This is a genomic window from Bryocella elongata, assembly GCF_900108185.1.
In the GTDB taxonomy this organism is placed as follows: domain Bacteria; phylum Acidobacteriota; class Terriglobia; order Terriglobales; family Acidobacteriaceae; genus Granulicella; species Granulicella elongata.
The window spans coordinates 666,002-683,162 of the sequence record NZ_FNVA01000001.1 but is presented as its reverse complement, the minus strand read 5'-3'; the positions used below and the strand labels follow the sequence as shown (position 1 = coordinate 683,162).

The window sequence follows — 17,161 nt, the reverse complement described above, 5'->3', positions numbered from 1 at the left end:
GTACTTTAGAGCTGTACGCCTGCATTTGCTCTCATGACGCAACAGGCATAAGGGGATCGCTTCGCATGATGTCTCGCCGCAATTTTCTGCAGTCAGCTGCTGTCTGCGCTACGGCCACCCTTCCCCGCTCGCTGTGGTCAGCCCCTGTCGGCCCCGACGCGAACGATCCGTTGCGCTGGGTCGATGTGCGCATCGGCACCGGCGGACACGGCCACTGCTTCCCCGGCTCCAGCGTCCCGTTCGCCGCCGTGCAGTTGAGCCCCGACACGGGCGATGATGGCTGGGACTGGTGCGGCGGGTACTACGTCGAAGACACGTCCATCATGGGCTTCAGCCATACCCACCTGAGCGGCACAGGTTGCGGTGATCTGCTCGACTTCCTCGTCATGGCCGGCACTGGACCGGTGAAGCTCACCGCCGGACCGAAGTCCAACCCCGAAGCGGGCTATCGCTCTCGCTTCTCTCACGAAAAAGAAGTGGCCGAGCCCGGCTACTACAGCGTCTTCCTCGAAGATCCGAAGGTGAAGGTGGAGCTTACCTCCACCGAACGCACGGGCATTCATCGTTACACCTTCCCCGCCAGCGAAGACGCATGGCTCATCGTCGACCTCCACCACAGCTACCTCACCAACGGTGGTTCGAGCGTCTACAACGCGCATCTATCTCAGACAGCCCCCGACACACTCGCCGGTGGTCACGTGACCCGCGCCTGGGGCCACGATCGCGAGTGCTTCTTCACGATGAAGTTTTCTCGCAAGCCGGACACCGTGACTTTCTATAGCGATGACACACCGGTGACCAATCCTGAAACGCTGCGCGGGAACAACCTGAAGGCCGTCCTGCACTATCGCACGCATGCTGGCGAGCAGATCCTTGTACGCACCGGCATCTCGGGTGTCAGCACGACAGGAGCTGCAGGAAATCTCGCAGCCGAGCAGCCGGACTGGAACTTCGACCACACCCGCGAGACAGCGCGGCGCAAGTGGAGCGAGCAGATCGGCCGTATCAAGGCCGACATTCACGACCCAGAGCAGAAGAAGATCTTCTACACCGCGCTCTATCACATGTCGCTCGGGCCGCAGTTGTTTGACGATGCGGACGGACAGTATCGCGGCATGGATCGCACGACCCACCACCTCCCTGCGGGCCATCACAACTACACAACGTTCTCGCTGTGGGATACCTTCCGCGCCGCTCACCCTACATACACCTTGATTCAGCGCGACCGCCTGCCTGACTTCATCAACACGCTGACCCGTATGGCGCAGCAGAGCGAAGCTGGCATGGCGGTATGGCCACTCCAGGGCACAGAAACCGGCACCATGACCGGCTATCACTCGGCCAGCGTGATGGCCGAGGCCATCGTCAAGGGCACAACAGGCATCGACAATCAGGCAGCATACGAATGCATGCTCGAGCGCGCCAACCAGGAGAACTATCGCGGCCTCGGTTACTACCGGCAGATGGGCTACATCCCCGCGGACCGCGAGCCCGAGTCCGTATCGAAGACCTTCGAGTATTGCTATAACGACTACGCTGTCGCATGCACCGCAGCGAAGCTGGGCCAGCACGACATGGCGCAGAAGCTGCTGGAGCGCTCCAGGAACTACAAGCACTTCTTCAATCCGGCAAACACCTTCATGCAGGCGAAGATGGCGGACGGCAGCTTCGCTGTACCGTTCGACCCGATCGAGATGGGCCACTCCAAGGAATGGCGCGACTATACCGAATCGAACGCGTGGCAGACGACCTTCGGCGTCATGCATGATCCCGCCGGTCTCATCGCCTTGTTTGGAGGCATGGAGCCGTTCCTCACCAAGCTCGACCTTCTCTTCACCGTACCTTCTACGCTGCCGCCCGACGCCCCGCCCGACATCGCGGGCATGATCGGCCAGTACGCCCACGGTAACGAGCCGTCGCACCACATCGCGTATCTCTATGTGTACGCGGGCCAGCCATGGAAGACGCAGCAGCGCATTCGCAACATCATGGACACGCTGTATCATGCGGCTCCCGATGGCATGGCCGGCAATGAAGACGTAGGCCAGATGTCCGCGTGGTTCCTGCTCTCAGCTCTGGGCTTCTATCCCGTGGCTCCCGTGAGCCAGATCTACATCATCGGCTCGCCGCTTGTCGATCATGCCACGGTGGACCTTGGCAGTGGCAAGCAACTGATCATCGATGCGAAGCGTTCTTCCCCCACACACCAGTATGTGCAGAGCTGGACGCTCAATGGCGTCGAGCAGAAGCGCGCCTGGTTCCGGCATAGCGACATCACAAACGGCGGACACATCGTCTTTCAGATCGGCGCAGAGCCCAATCGCACGCTGGGTTCGGATGTGGCGTCGCTTCCCCCCTCGATGGAGCTGCCCCATGCCTAAGCTCCGCAGCGTCACACGTAACGGCCTGGGCCAACTCGCAACTGGAATCATCGCGCTTGGATTGTGCGCTACACTCTCAGCGGCTCAGACATCAGCCACAAGTGCTGGATCCCCACACACCTTCGCAGCAAGTGGCGACCACTTCGCTCTTGACGGCAAGCCCTTCCAGATTCTCTCCGGCGAGATGCACTATCCGCGCATCCCACGAGCCTATTGGCGGGCGCGCTTCAGGATGGCCCGCGCCATGGGGCTCAACACCGTCACAGCGTACGTCTTCTGGAACGTCCATGAAACATCGCCCGGCGTGTACGACTTCAGCGGACAGAACGATGTCGCAGAGTTCGTTCGCGAGGCGCAGCAGGAGGGCCTCTACGTGCTCCTTCGGCCAGGTCCCTACGTATGCGCGGAATGGGAGTGGGGTGGCTACCCCTCCTGGCTGCTGAAGGATCCGGACATGGTCGTCCGCACGCGCGATCCGAAGTTCCTCGCAGCGACCTCACGTTGGCTGCATCGGCTCGGGCAGGAGCTTGCACCGTTGCAGATCGGCAACGGCGGGCCCATCATCGGCGTCCAGGTAGAGAACGAGTACGGCTCCTACGGAGACGATCACGCGTACATGGAGGAGATCAAGCATGAGCTCCTCGACAGCGGATTCACCAAAGCTATGCTCTACACCGCAGACGGCCCGGAGCAGATACCGAAGGGATCTCTCCCCGAGCTTCCGGCGGTGATCAACTTCGGCGAGGGCGAGGCGGCTGGCTCATTCAAGATCCTGCACGACCTTCGCCCCAACGGCCCGTTCATGTCCGGCGAGTACTGGGATGGCTGGTTCGATCACTGGGGCGGTCCCCACGCTCGCACGGACACAGCGAAGCAACTCGCCGACGTCGAGTTCATGTTGAGCCATGGCTACTCGATGAGCATCTACATGTTTCATGGCGGCACCAGCTTCGGCTGGATGAACGGCGCCAACGTGGATCGCAATCGCTACGAGCCCGACGTCAACAGCTACGACTACGATTCCGCGCTCGACGAAAGTGGTCATCCGACGCCGAAGTACATGGCGTTCCGCGAGGCGATCGCCAAGGCAACGCATCGCGAACTTCCTCCGGTCCCCAAAGCACCATCCACCCAGACGATTGCACCGTTCACGTTGACCGAGAGCGCGTCTCTGCTGTCGCAACTGCCGACGCCTGCGGCTACCGATGTCGCTGATCCGCCAACGATGGAGTCGCTCGGGCAGGCCTATGGCTATGTGCTCTATCGCACACACCTCGGTCAGTCCGCCAAAGGCGATCTCACCCTCCACACGCTGCACAACTATGCTCTGGTCCTTGCTGACGGCAAGCCGCTTGGCGAGTTGGATCGGAGGACCGGTACCGAGACGCTCAAAGTGGATCTCCCCGCAGGCACCGAGCTCACTCTTCTGGTCGAGAACACTGGCCGCGTGAACTTCGGGAAGACCTTGCCGACCGAACGCGTTGGAATCCTTGGCGGCGTCACACTGGCAGGATCGCCGCTGCATGGCTGGGACGCGGTGAGCCTGCCGCTGCTCCACCCTGAGCAGCAACAGTTTGCGGCAAAGTCCTGCGAGGGCGCGTGCCTGTATCGCGGACACTTTGTTGCGAAAGCAGCGACGGACACGTGGCTCGATACACGGACCATCCAGAAGGGTCTCGTCTGGGTCAACGGTCATCCGCTAGGGCACGCTTGGGACGTCGGTCCGCAGCGGACGCTCTATCTGCCGGGCCCGTGGCTGCACCAAGGTGAGAACGACATCGTCGTGCTCGACCTCAAAGGGTCAGGGGCGCCCCTGCTGCGGGGGCTGGACCATCGCGTGGACGATCCGATCGCCCCACAGTAGAACGCTGGCCACCTAGAGAGACTCTGGACTGTCTAAACTCCACCAGAGCGAAATAAAAGCGAATATGCCACAATGAAGGTGCCGCCAGGAGGGCCGCACTCTGTGGACGATAGCCCTATCGCGAACAGCTCTCACGCTCTCCAGCGTGAGCCGGAAGACTCACTCCTGCATTCGCAGCAGCCGCCGCTGCGCAAGATCGTTCACGTCGACATGGATGCGTTCTATGCATCCGTGGAGCAGCGCGATGACCCCACCCTGCGGGGCAAGCCTGTCGTTGTAGCGTGGCGAGGGCTTCGATCCGTTGTATGCGCAGCCTCGTACGAGGCACGCAGGTTTGGCGTGCGTTCCGCCATGCCAGCGGTGCGTGCCGAGCGCCTCTGTCCCGAAGCCATCTTCCTTCCCCCCGACTTTACCCGCTACAAGGCCGTGTCCCAGGCGGTGCGGGAGATCTTCGGCCGCCACACCGACCTCATCGAGCCGCTATCGCTCGACGAGGCCTATCTCGATGTGACGGCGAACAAGACAGGCCTGCCCACAGCGACGCGCGTGGCCAGCCTCATCCGCCAGCAGATCAGGAGCGAGCTCAATCTCACCGCATCCGCCGGAGTCGCCCCGAACAAGTTCCTCGCCAAGGTCGCATCCGACTGGCGCAAGCCGGACGGACTCTTCGTGATTCAGCCGCATGAGGTGCTGGGATTTCTTCGCGACCTCCCCATTGGCCGCATACCTGGCGTGGGTAAGGTGACGGAAGAACATCTCGCCAAAGCTGGAATACGCACCGTCGGAGATGTTCAGGGCAAGTCGCTCGCGGAGCTTGAAGCGGAATTCGGGCGCTATGGGCACAGGCTGTTCGACTACGCCCGCGGCATCGATCACAGCCCGGTCATTCCGAATCGCGTCCGCAAACAGATCTCGGCCGAAGATACGTTTCCGGACGACGTTCCACTCCACGCAACGGTCGAGGCGCTTCGCAAGCTCGCCGAACGCGTGTGGATTGCGTCACGAGCCAACATCCGCGGCGCGCGCACGATCGTCTTGAAGCTCAAGACCAAAGAGTTTCAATCCCTGACCAGAAGCCTCACCCCAACGGCGATGCCCGGCTCCAGCGAAGAGCTTGCCAACGCCGCCATCACCATGTTCGAACGCGTGCCGCTGGGAGACAATCAGCTGTATCGGCTGATTGGGATCGGCCTCGCTAACTTTCAGACGGACGATGAACCACCGCTCTTCGCCGCGATCCCGAATGACGACGACTCATCGGACATTCCACTGGATAGCGGTCTCGACTAGGCAAGATGCATCGGAGCGCCCATCAGATCCTCGATGCGCACGGGGAGCCGTCGAACGCGTATGCCGGTAGCGTGATACACGGCGTTCGTTATAGCTGGTGCTACGCCAGCAAGGCCAATCTCCCCGACGCCGCGTGCCCCCAACGCATTCAGCTTGTAGTCCGGGTAGTCGAGGAAGGTGACGTCGATATGCGGGCAATCGGCATTCACCGCGACGATGTAATCCGCAAGACTCGCATTGATCGGTGCACCACTCGCGCGGTCATATTCGACACCCTCGAGCATCCCCATCCCAACTCCCATCACGACGGCGCCTTCAATCTGATTCCGTGCCGCCCGGGGGTTCAGCATGCGGCCTCCATCAATCACCGTCACCACGCGGCTCACGCGCAGGCGTGCAATCTCAGGCTGCCAGGTCACCTCCACAAACTGCGCGCCATAGCTATGGAAGGAGTATTCCTCCTTCGCTCCGAACGTGCCTTGGGACTTCCCTGTGCCCGTGATTCCCTTGACGTTCGCGCCCTTGAGCACCTCTGCCATCGTGAGTTGCGGAGTTGCGCTGCCCTTGGCACGAACCGTGCCATCAACCATCTCGAGCTCCGCAGGCTTCTTGCCCTTGAAGGGAGAATTGGGAAACGTGGCCGCCGATACCAGCAGAGTCTGCACGGCGTGGTGTGCCGCATCAAGCGCTGCGGGCGTCACGGAAGCTGTTGTCCACGAGCCACCGCTGATCGGTCCCGGAGGAAGTGCTGAGTCACCCAGGATTACGTTGACCTTCGCAACCGGCAACCCTGTCTCGTGAGCCACCATCTGAGCGATCGCCGTGTACGTTCCACCACCAATGTCCTGCGTCGCGCAGGTAACGCGCGCGGTGCCGTCCTGCAGGAGCTCAACACTCATCTCTGTGTCGATACGCATCGCTCCCCACGCACAGGAAGCAACGCCCCAACCCAGCGTGGCACCGTCCTCGTTCTTCATGGAACCAACCGCGGGAGTGCGCTTGGCCCAGCCAAACTTCTCCGCTCCCACGGTGAGACATTCCTTGAGATGTCGCGATGAGAATGGCAGGCCATTGCTCTCGTCCTTATCCGGCTCGTTGAGCAGACGAAGCTGCACGGGATCCATCTTCAACTTCACCGCAAGCTCATCCATCGCGCTCTCCAGCGCATAGAGACCAGGAACCGCGCCAGGCCCACGCATCGCTGTAGGAACACCCACGTTGCGGCGAACAAGCCCGCTGGTCACGGCAAGGTTAGGACACGAGTACAGAAAGCCTGTAGCTTCGCCACAGCCCTCGTCATACTCGGCTTCCATCGCCGTGTGATTGACGTAGTGGTGCCCCAGGGCAACCAGCTTGCCGGAGGGCTCGGCTCCAAGCTGAATCTGCTGGTCGATGGCCGGCCTGTGCCCCACACTCTGGAACATCATCGAGCGGCTGACAACCAGCTTCACCGGACGATTGATGTTTCGCGCAGTAGCAGCCGCAAGCATCGCATGAGGCCAGGGCCAAAGCTTTCCGCCAAAACCGGAGCCAAGAAACCTCGTAATCACCTGCACGTTTTCAGGAGGGACGCCCAGCATCGCAGCCATCACATCGCGATGATTCACCACCGCCTGCGAGGTCTCGTAGAGCGTGTACCTTCCGTCCTTGAACACTGCCACCGAAGCATGCAGCTCGATGGGGTTGTGCGTCTCATTCGGCGTTGAGTACACAGCATCGTGCTTCACCGCAGCGTTCTTGAACGCCGAAGTAACATCTCCGCGAGCGGTTCCCTTCTTGATCCCCGGTTCGGCGATGGGTGTGCCGATCAGCTTCTCTTCGACATTGTGAGATCGCTTGTCGTAGGTCACCTTGACGGCTTCGGCCGCAGCGCGCGCCTGCTCCACACTGCTCGCGACCGCAACTCCGACATACTGGCCGTAGTAGCTGACGACGTTGTCCTCAAGCGGTGGGCGCCGTTCGTCGATGATCATCGAAAAGCCCTGCGTTGGCGGTGTTCGATACAACGGACCGATGTTCTCGTGCGTGTACACCGCGAGCACGCCCGGCATCGCCGCGGCTCGCGCCGTGTCCATCGACGTGATCGTTCCGCTTGCGATCGTGGCAATCACGGGCCACGCATACACAAGCCCTGGAAAGTTATGGTCGGAGGTGTACATCGCCGTGCCCGTGGTCTTCAGCGGCCCATCAATGCGCGGCGTGGAGACTCCGATGATCCTGCTTTCGGTAACAGCCTTCTGTGCCTGATCCTGCATCGCGTCTCCTCCTTATGCCTGTTTGGTCGCCAGGGTCAATGCGTGCGTCACACAACGCTTTGCGAGCTCCACCTTGAAGCCGTTCTGCGTCTGCGGCTTCGCTCCATGCAGCGCGGCTTCCGCTGCAGCGCGGAAGTTCTCCCTGGTCGCGGCTTTGCCTAACAGAGCCTTCTCAGCTTCATGACTGCGCCACGGCACCGTGCCAACCCCTCCCATGGCGACGCGCGCAAAGCTGATGCGGCCACCCGAGACCTGGGTCACAATAGCCGCCGAAGCCAGCGCAAACTCATACGAAGCGCGATCCCGCAGCTTCAGGTACACACTCTTCGCCCCATCCGGCAGAGCTGGAATCGTGACATGAGTGATGAGATCGCCCGGCGCCAGCACCGTCTCGCGCTCAGGCGTCGCCCCTGGAAGCACGTAGAACTCCGCGATGGGAATTGCCCGTTCGCCCTTCGCTCCGGTAACGTGCACCGTCGCCTCGAGCGCAGTCAGAGCCACGTTCTGGTCCGAGGGATTCGTGGCAATGCAGTGCTCGCTCGTCCCCAGCACCGCAAGCATCCGGTTGTGGCCTTCAATCGCCGGGCATCCCGACCCCGGATTGCGCTTGTTGCAAGCGAACGCCGTGTCGCGATAGTAGACGCAACGAGTCTTCTGCAAGAGGTTGCCGCCGGTCGTCGCAAGATTGCGAAGTTGCACCGTGGCTCCGCTGAGGATCGCCTCCGAGAGCACCGGATACCGCGCCTTGATCAGCTCGTGCTGCGCAACATCCGTGTTGCGGGCGAGTGCGCCAATCTTCACCCCGCCCCCCGGCAGTGCCTCAACCCGATCGAGCCCAAGGCGGTTGATATCCACCAGCTGTCGTGGAGTTTCAACGTTCAGCTTCATGAAGTCGACAAGGTTGGTTCCACCGGCGATAAAGCGCACCGGAGCTCCCTGCTGGGCCGTTGGACTTCCCGCCTGGGCCTTCACGGCCTCGGTGACGGATGCGGGAGTGATGAGTTCAAAGGTATGCATCGATCGCCTCTCCTACGCCATGTGGCGCACGGCCTGCACCGCAGCCACAATGTTTGGATATGCTCCGCAACGACAGATGTTCCCGCTCAACGCTTCACGCACGGAAGCATCGTCGGCGCCGACCGGCTCCTTCAGCAGAGCCACCGCCGACATGATCTGCCCACTCGTGCAGTAGCCGCACTGATAGCCATCCTCCTGCACGAAGGCCGCCTGCATGGGGTGCAGTTTCTCGGGCGTTCCAATACCCTCGATGGTCGTGATCTCATCGTTCTGGTGCATGGTCGCAAACAGCAGACAGCTGTTCACGCGACGACCATTGAGATGCACCGTGCAGGCCCCACACTGGCCGTGGTCGCAACCCTTCTTGGTACCGGTCAACGAAAGAGTCTCGCGTAAGGTGTCGAGCACCGTGGCACGCGGATCCACCATGACGCGATGCGTACTCCCGTTAACCTTCAGCGTCACCGGGACAGCACCCGGAACCGCCGCCGCCTCCGTCGGAGCTGCAGCGGTGGGAGCCTGTGCCTGCGCAGACAGCGGTGCCGCGACCGCAGCGGTGGCTGTCGCCACCCCGGCAGCGCCTGCCCGCGTGAGAAACACTCGCCGGCTGATGCGCTCCAGCGAGGTCAACGGTTGCGGATCCTTCTCGTCGATAGGGGCCACAGAGCGGTCTCCTTGAGCTGAGATATTGAGGTTTTCGAGACGAAACGGGATGGATCGTTCAGCCCGTGAGACATCCTAGCCCAGTCTTGTCGCAAACGTCGCGACTGGATAGCCTCGATAGTGGTGTTTGATGCACAGGAACGAAGTCACGGAGAGAGTCGCCGTATCGACGCCTCCCTCCGTCCCGATTGCGACCTCGATTACCGGTATGTCATCTTTTCGAGAGCCTCAGGATAGCGGTCGCCTTCGACCGGAATCGTAGCGGCGGCATCGTCCAGCCGTTTCAACTCGTCCCCGTTGAGCGTGATCGCGACCGCTCCGCTGTTCTCCTCGAGCCGCGACAGCTTCGTGGTGCCAGGGATCGGAACGATCCACGGCTTCTGAGCCAGCAGCCACGCCAAAGCGATCTGCGCAGGCGTCGCGGTATGCCCCTTAGCGATCTCCGCGAGCAGATCGACGAACGCCTGGTTCGCCTTCATGGCCTCGGCCGTAAAGCGCGGCAGACGGCTGCGGAAGTCATCGCTCCCAAACGCCGTTCCCGTATTCATCGCTCCGGTGAGGAAGCCTTTGCCCAGCGGGCTGTAAGGCACAAAGCCGATACCCAGCTCTTCCAGCAGGGGAAGAATCTCCTCTTCGGGCCGACGCCACCACAGCGAATACTCGCTCTGCAGAGCCGCGACAGGCTGCACCGCATGCGCACGACGGATCGTCCCCGCCGCCGCTTCGGACAGACCGAAGTGCTTCACCTTTCCCTCCGCGATAAGATCCTTCACCGCGCCAGCCACATCTTCAATCGGCACATCTGGATCAACGCGATGCTGATAGAACAGGTCGATCGCATCGATGTTGAGGCGCTTCAACGACTCCTCCGCAACGATACGAATTCGCTCCGGCCTGCTGTTCAGCCCCTGCCAGCCCGGGCTTCCATCCGGATTGAGATTGAACCCGAACTTGGTCGCGATCACCACCTTTTCGCGGATCGGCGCGAGCGCCTTCCCGACGAGTCGCTCATTCGTGTACGGACCGTAGACCTCGGCGGTATCGAAGAAGTTGATGCCCATGTCGACGGCCTTGTGCATGAGGTCGACCATCTCGGCTTCGTCCTTCGGCTGGCCGTAGGAAAAGCTCATGCCCATGCAACCCAGCCCAAGGGCCGAGACCTCAAGCCCACTCTTGCCCAACATACGTTTTTGCATCGCAGTTCCTCTCTGATCGTTCTAGTTCGCCAGACGAGCGCGCTGTGATTCGCGCCAGTGCCCCGGTGGCACGCCTTCCCAGCCTCGAAACGCGCGCACAAAGCTGTTCGCGTCCTCGTAGCCAAGGAGATAGGCTGCCTCGTTGAGTTCCAGTACCGAGTTCCCAAGGTAGTAGCGCGCAAGCTCGTGACGAGCCTCATCGAGCACCCTCTGATAGCTCGAGCCAGACTCCTGCAATCGACGCTGCAGCGTTCGCGTGCTCACGTGCAGAGCCCGCGCCACATCTTCCATCGCTGGTCTCTGCCCGGTCAGGCGTTGCTGAATCGCATCGCGCACCAGGTTCACAAAGCCTCCCGCGTCGCTCTCCTGTCGGCTTTGACGCAGCTGCTCCTCCAGCTGCGGCGCCAGCAAATCGAGCAGCTCCGCATTGCGGGTGAGAAACGGTGTCGCCGCATCCTCCTCAAGAAAGATCATGGCATTGCGCGAAGCGTTGGAGACGATCTCGCAACCGAAGTGCCTCTCCAGCTCCCGGACATGCTTGCGCGGCTGCAACATCTCCAGCCTCTTTGGTGAAAGCTTCGTCCCGGTTCCATGACGGGAAAGCGTCTGGAGCCAGGCAAAGCAATACTCCACCAGAACGAGGGGCTCTACATCCGGAGCCTCGGTCCAACGAAAGCGGATGCTCCATTCCCCACCTGCTACGTCCTCGATGATCTCCTCCGGGCACGTGAGCTGTTTGTAACGGCTGAGGTGTTTCATCGCGGCGCCGAAGGTCTCCGAGGCCAGCGCAGCGATGCCACTCGGGTGGAATCGCTGCGCCTGCCGCTCGGTTCCCAGCTTCAGTGCGATCGCAGGATCTTCGCTGACCTCTCCAATCGCATGCCAGAAGGCAAAGAGCTCTTGCGTTGTCAGCAGTACGCGCCCCGAAGCAAAGAGGTCCGGAGAGAGTCCGGCCCTGCGCAACACCGCAGGTACACGGACTCCGTTCTCCTCCAACCTCTCAGCCAGCGAACCAGCGACCCGGAAGTGCTTGTTCATTGCCATCTATTAGCCCTTGAGTGACGCCATGTCGATCGAGAAGCGGTACTTCACATCCGACTTCAGCAACCGCTCATAGGCCTCGTTAATCTCCTGGATCGCGATGACCTCAACGTCTGCCGTGATGTTGTGCTCACCGCAGAAGTCCAGCATCTCCTGGGTCTCCGCGATGCCGCCGATCAGCGAGCCCGAAACGCTGCGACGCTTGAAGAGCAGGCCCATCGAGAACAGCGGGAGCGGCTTCTCGGGTGCGCCCACAAGGGTCATGTTGCCGTCGCGCTTCAGCAGGTGGATGTAAGCGTTGATGTCGTGGTCAGCAGACACGCAATCCAGGATGAAGTCGAAGCTCAAGGCGTGCTTCGCCATCTCGTCCGCGTTCTTCGAGATCACAACTTCATCCGCACCGAGTCGTTTCGCATCTTCGACCTTGCTCTCCGAGGTGGTGAACACGACCGTGTGTGCGCCCAGTGCATGCGCGAACTTGACGCCCATGTGCCCAAGACCACCCAGGCCTACGATGCCAACCTTCTGGCCCTTCGTCACACCCCAGTGCCGCAGCGGCGACCAGGTGGTGATGCCAGCGCAAAGCAAGGGGGCCGTGCCAGCGAGATCGAGGTTCGACGGCACACGCAACACAAAGTGCTCATCGACGACGATCGAATCGGAATAGCCACCATAGGTGACGCCGCCCGAATGCACATCAGGCGAGTTGTACGTGAGAGTCATGCCGTTGCAGAACTGCTCGAAGCCAGCCTGGCATTCGGGGCACGTTCCATCCGAACCCACAAGGCAACCGACAGCGGCAAGATCGCCAACCTTGAACTTGCTGACGCTGGAGCCCACAGCCGTCACGCGACCGACGATCTCATGGCCGGGAACGCAGGGGTAAACGGTGGGCATGACGGCATTCCACTCATCGCGAACGGTGTGCAGGTCGGAGTGACAGACACCGCAGAAAAGGATCTCAATCTGAACGTCGCGCTCCTTCGGCTCACGACGGGGAATGGAGGTGGAGGCGAGAGGCGAGGTAGGACTGCTGGCCGCAAAGGCCTTAGCGTTGCTCATGCACTTAAGGTAGACCCATGGCCCGTGGCGCGCCATGCATATCGCGCCATTTCCATGGCGGATCACGCCAGGAAAAGCGGCCCGTTACAGCACCGTGAAGCCCGGCATCTTGCATCGGGGCAACGATACCGATTGCCTGGGCGGGGTTCCGCGCGGCATCGGGGTTTGCGTGTGAGTCAAACGACTCCGCCGTCCCAGCCTGCACGCGACTTTCGCGAGAGGTTGAGATGGCGGGATCGTACCGCAGCTTGTTCTAGTGGATGGTTAGGTTCACCAGCGTTGTGACGCTGTTGGTGCCGTCGCTCGCTACGACGTTGAACGCCGAGCTCGTCACCTTATTGCCACCTCCGCAACCGGTCACCATCAGGAATCCTCCGAAGAGCATCGCAAGCATCAACAGACGAGATGCAAGGTTGCGATTCTTACGGAGCTTCCACAAGCCCAGCAGACCGGGGAATAGCATCGCGAAATACACGCTTTGCCCGCGCCGCGGTGCGCCTTCCAGCATTGCGTGTTGAGCCGCAACGGTGATCGTGAGAGTGGACGATTGCGATGCCGTGCTTCCCTGCGTGAACGTGAGAGACGCTGGACTGAACCCGCATGTGACTCCTGAAGGGAGTCCGCTGCAGGAGAGTGTCAACGTGCCCGCGTAGCCGGCGTTGGGCACGTAACTCAGCGTCGCGGTTGTAGTGCCCGGAGCTGCCACGCTGAGGTACAGCGATGGCGTGGAGGAAGTGATCCCGGCCGAAGCCGCAACCTTCGTCGTGAAGGCGACAGCACTTGAGGTCGCCGCCACATTCAGCGAGTCTCCGACGAACTGGGCTGTAACACTGTGCGCACCCAATCCCAGAGTCGACGTTGAATACGTCGCGACCCCGCTCCCGTTCAACGCAATACCGCTCGTCAGCTGCGTGGCTCCGTCGAAGAAGCTCACCGTCCCTGACGCTTTGCTTGCCGCACTGAGAGTCGCTGTAAAGGTAAGACCGACTCCCTGCAACTCGTTGCCTGACGTCGCCGCCGGCGAGACCGACAGAGCCAGCGATGGGGTCGCCTTCACGGTAAAACTTACAGCGCTCGCCGTCGAAGCCGTAAAGTTTGCGGTCGGATTGTAAGAGGCGCTCACCGAGTGGCTTCCTGCGGCAAGCCCCGATAGGCTGATCGTCGCAACCCCTGCAGTCGTCGTAATGGGCGACTGTGCGGCTCCGTCGACGACGAAGGTCACTGTGCCGGTAGGCGTAGCGCCGGTTCCAGCAACTGTAGCCGTGATCGACACCGGCTGTCCTACCGTCGGCGCTACTGGCGTAGGAGCGCTCAGCGACAGAGTCGTCGTAGTCGCGGAGCCGTTGCCAGTCAGGTTTGCCGTATAGGTAGCTGTTCCGGTGTTCGTTGTGATCGTCAACGTGCCGGTGCGCGCGCCCGCCGCCGTCGGCGTAAAGATCACGTTGATCGAGCAGGTCGCGTTGACGAGCAGCGTGGCTCCGCACTGGTTGTTCTGCGTGAAGTCTCCGCTGGCAGTGATGCCCGAGATCGTGATCGAGCCCTCGCCCGTGTTCGTGAGGATGAAGCCCATTGCACTCGACGAAGTGCCCTCGTTGACTGTTCCGAAGGAACCTGTCCCCGTGAGCGTTGCCGAAAGCACAGGAGCCGGGGTTGCGAAGTACCCAACAGCAGCGTCGTGATCGGACTCCCGGGCCGGCGTCGTCGGATCGTTATAGGCGATCAATGGCTGATCCGCATCGAAGTGCGCATAGGCAACATGCGCTCCCGCGCCAACAAGATCGCTGGTCGCGACAATGTGGTCCAGCACCTGTGCGTTGCCATACTCCTGATACGACCACTGGTCCGCCGCAGGGAGTAAAGTCACCAGATCCGTCGGAGACGGATTCACCAGGCCAGCGATTCCCGGCACCAGGACCTGGTCGGACGGAAGCACGTTGCGATTCGTCACCGTCGCAAGGATGTCGATATACGCGTCGGAGAACTGGAAGGCGTTGTAGTCGCCCACCGAAATCACATGCTCCCCTGATGACTGATAGCCCTGGATCAGGTTCGCCAGGTACTCGGCCTGCAACTCCTTCTTCGCGCGAACAAAGACTCCGCTGGAGGGATCGTTCTCACCGGACAAAGAACGCAAGTGGTTCACAATCACGGTGACCGGGTAGTCCTTGGCATTCGTGCGCTTGATGCCTGCGTGCAGCACGAGGGGCGGTCGATCGTTCAACGTCTGCTGCGTTGTATTGTCTCGGGGGTCCGTGAACAGATTGCTCGCACCAAACTGTTGGACATTGATCGTGTTCACCGTGGTCGACTTCACCAGGAAGCCCACCGAGATTCCACCTACGTCATTCGTATAGGGCGCATAGCTGGTCCCGGTACCATACGCAACGTACTGCGGATCGGTTTCTCCTGCTGCTGTTGCATCGCTGCTGATCTTTGCAGCGATGTCCGCGACGACAGACTGGTTCTCCACCTCCTCCAGGGCCACCACGTCCGGATTGCCCAGCACGTGCCGTACCGCAAGCGAAACCTTGGACAGACGATTGGCATAAGCAGCAGCGGTCAGATCGACGGCGCTGGAGTTCCCGGTCTTCTGCGTCACCGGGTTGTAGTCGATGTCATCCGCCGAGTTCGTATTGAAGAACCGTTCGATGTTGTATGCGGCCACGCGAAATTCATTGCTTGCAGGGGCGGGAGCGGGCACGACTCCGATACCGGCCACGACCTGCGAACGATCGTATGTCGCGTCAAGTGCGAGGCGGCTTGGATCGTAGTAGCTGTCCGAGCTATACGTAAAGTCCAGTACGCCCGTCACACTCGGCAGCACCGCGCCGGTGGAAAGATCGACCTTCGTCCCACCAAGCAGCGAGGTGTCAACCAGGATGCGCTCGGGGTTGTCGTCGAAGTGCGCCACGTTTGCGGGCAAACCGGTTTGAGAGTCGCGAATATCTACACCCGGCTCGCGGAACGGCCGCGGAGTGCCGGTAATCACCGCATAGAACTGGCCGTTTGAAGTCGTTGTCTCGTTCGCTTCGCTGCTCAAAGAACCATCCGTCCCTGAGACTGACGTGAGCGAGTTCACCGAGACCCGCATGCCCTCATAAGGGGTTAGTTGGTACAAGCCACCAGAAGGCGTCAGCATCGACGCCGTCAGAGCAATCGCCTTCGGAAGCGTCTGTCCCGTCGCGAGAACCGTTGCAGTAGTGCTCGAGAGCTCCGTTGCTGGCGTGTGGCTGGCCGATACCGCAGGATAAGTGCTGATCGCGCCAGTCACCCGGACGTAGTTGCCGATGACTGCCGTCGACGGCACCTTGCCACTGCCCGTGTACACGTAAATGCCTTCGGGAGTGAGAGGATCGGCGTCGATGTCAGAGTCCGGTGTCTGGATAAAGAAGCCCGCCGTGCTAACACCCGTCACGATACCCTGGGTTGTCACCGTCTGCCCCGCATAAGGCGAAACGGTCGTTGCCGTCAGAGACTTCTGCCCCTGAATCACGTGGATGGCCACGTTGGATGCGGGCAGATTGACGGTGAGTCCAATGCTCGCAGTTGCATTACGCAGTTGTGTATCCGCTACGCTGGCTGAGAGCGAATAGGTCTTGCTCGTAGCGCTGATTGCGGTGGTCGAGAACGAGAAGACGTTATCCCCAGCGGTGACATCGCCATGAGTTCCATCGTCATAGAAAGCTTGTGTCGCTGAGCCACCGATTCCGCTCAGGTCAGCAGTGACCGTAATTCCCGTGCTTGACGGGGCCGTCCCTGGAGTCACCGTGACGGTGAGGAGAGTTGACCCGCCAGATGTGACCGTCGACGGATTCGCTGCGCCAGCAGCGCTGATGCCCGCGCTGCTCGAACCATAGGAGGTGTTCCTCGGATTCGGTGTTGCCGCCGTAAAGTCGGCCGAATTGTTATTGGTATAGCTGCTGCGGAGCGCCGCCGTCGAATTCGACAGCGTAGGCGCATCACCAGACCCGGAGTAGCAATTCGCCGTACCAAAGCCAACGAGATCGAGCACTCCATCCATAGGGCACGCGCCACTGAGCGCAGTGGTCGAATTGACAAGGGCGACCTTGCCGGTCGTTCCGCTCAGATTGATGGTGCCAGTTGCATCCGGCGTGGGCAGTGCTGCGAAGGTGCCGCTCCCCTTGGCTTCCTGCACGAGAAAGTATTGTCCCGCGGCAAGGCTTGAGCTACCGAGTGGAGTCGCCTGCCATGCAGTACCAGTGCTGGAGGCATATTGCACCGACAGCCCTGCGAGACTGATCGCTGCAGAAGTCGGGTTGTAGATCTCGATGTAGTCGTTCGAGTACGGAGCGCCAGCATTCCCGCCGCCGCCAAAGATCTGAGAAATCACAAGCCCCGATTGCGCCATGGCTGACGCAGCAAAGAACAACG

The 17,161-nt window shown here is 61.1% G+C and carries 10 protein-coding genes; 3 read left to right on the top strand and 7 right to left on the bottom strand.

Annotated features, from left to right (window positions below; all coding sequences use genetic code 11):
* Positions 1 to 65 precede the first annotated feature (65 nt).
* The 3 genes from C4S68_RS02800 to dinB all read left to right on the top strand — a co-directional run bounded on the left by C4S68_RS02800 (position 66) and on the right by dinB (position 5,535).
* Positions 66 to 2,381: a GH92 family glycosyl hydrolase gene (locus C4S68_RS02800; RefSeq protein ID WP_103931479.1), complete on the top strand. Its 2,316-nt coding sequence runs from the start codon at positions 66 to 68 to the stop codon at positions 2,379 to 2,381.
* Entirely contained in the window at positions 2,374 to 4,245 is a 1,872-nt protein-coding gene (locus tag C4S68_RS02795) for a glycoside hydrolase family 35 protein (RefSeq protein WP_103931478.1), read from the top strand. The genes C4S68_RS02800 and C4S68_RS02795 overlap by 8 nt, the downstream gene beginning before the upstream one ends.
* A 102-nt stretch (positions 4,246 to 4,347) precedes the next feature.
* The gene (gene dinB / locus C4S68_RS02790) at positions 4,348 to 5,535 is read left to right on the top strand and encodes a DNA polymerase IV (RefSeq protein ID WP_327333265.1); all 1,188 of its coding nucleotides are present in this window, start codon (positions 4,348 to 4,350) and stop codon (positions 5,533 to 5,535) included.
* Here the strand turns inward: dinB and C4S68_RS02785 are convergent.
* The 7 genes from C4S68_RS02785 to C4S68_RS02755 all read right to left on the bottom strand — a co-directional run bounded on the left by C4S68_RS02785 (position 5,532) and on the right by C4S68_RS02755 (position 17,138).
* Positions 5,532 to 7,790, bottom strand: a complete 2,259-nt coding sequence (locus C4S68_RS02785; RefSeq protein ID WP_103931476.1) for a xanthine dehydrogenase family protein molybdopterin-binding subunit — start codon at positions 7,788 to 7,790, stop codon at positions 5,532 to 5,534. The two genes, dinB and C4S68_RS02785, sit on opposite strands and share 4 nt — an antisense overlap.
* Before the next feature lie 12 nt (positions 7,791 to 7,802).
* Positions 7,803 to 8,807: an FAD binding domain-containing protein gene (locus C4S68_RS02780; protein WP_103931475.1), complete on the bottom strand. Its 1,005-nt coding sequence runs from the start codon at positions 8,805 to 8,807 to the stop codon at positions 7,803 to 7,805.
* Positions 8,808 to 8,819: 12 nt separating this feature from the next.
* The gene (locus C4S68_RS02775) at positions 8,820 to 9,470 is read right to left on the bottom strand and encodes a (2Fe-2S)-binding protein (protein ID WP_103931474.1); all 651 of its coding nucleotides are present in this window, start codon (positions 9,468 to 9,470) and stop codon (positions 8,820 to 8,822) included.
* A 200-nt stretch (positions 9,471 to 9,670) separates the two neighbouring features.
* Positions 9,671 to 10,666: an aldo/keto reductase gene (locus tag C4S68_RS02770; RefSeq protein ID WP_103931473.1), complete on the bottom strand. Its 996-nt coding sequence runs from the start codon at positions 10,664 to 10,666 to the stop codon at positions 9,671 to 9,673.
* Positions 10,667 to 10,687: 21 nt separating this feature from the next.
* Entirely contained in the window at positions 10,688 to 11,704 is a 1,017-nt protein-coding gene (locus tag C4S68_RS02765) for an AraC family transcriptional regulator (protein WP_103931472.1), read from the bottom strand.
* Between the two features lie 9 nt (positions 11,705 to 11,713).
* Positions 11,714 to 12,769, bottom strand: coding sequence for an NAD(P)-dependent alcohol dehydrogenase (locus C4S68_RS02760; RefSeq protein WP_103932142.1), 1,056 nt, complete (start codon positions 12,767 to 12,769; stop codon positions 11,714 to 11,716).
* A gap of 253 nt (positions 12,770 to 13,022) precedes the next feature.
* Entirely contained in the window at positions 13,023 to 17,138 is a 4,116-nt protein-coding gene (locus C4S68_RS02755) for an Ig-like domain repeat protein (RefSeq protein WP_268807261.1), read from the bottom strand.
* Between the last annotated feature and the right edge of the window lie 23 nt (positions 17,139 to 17,161).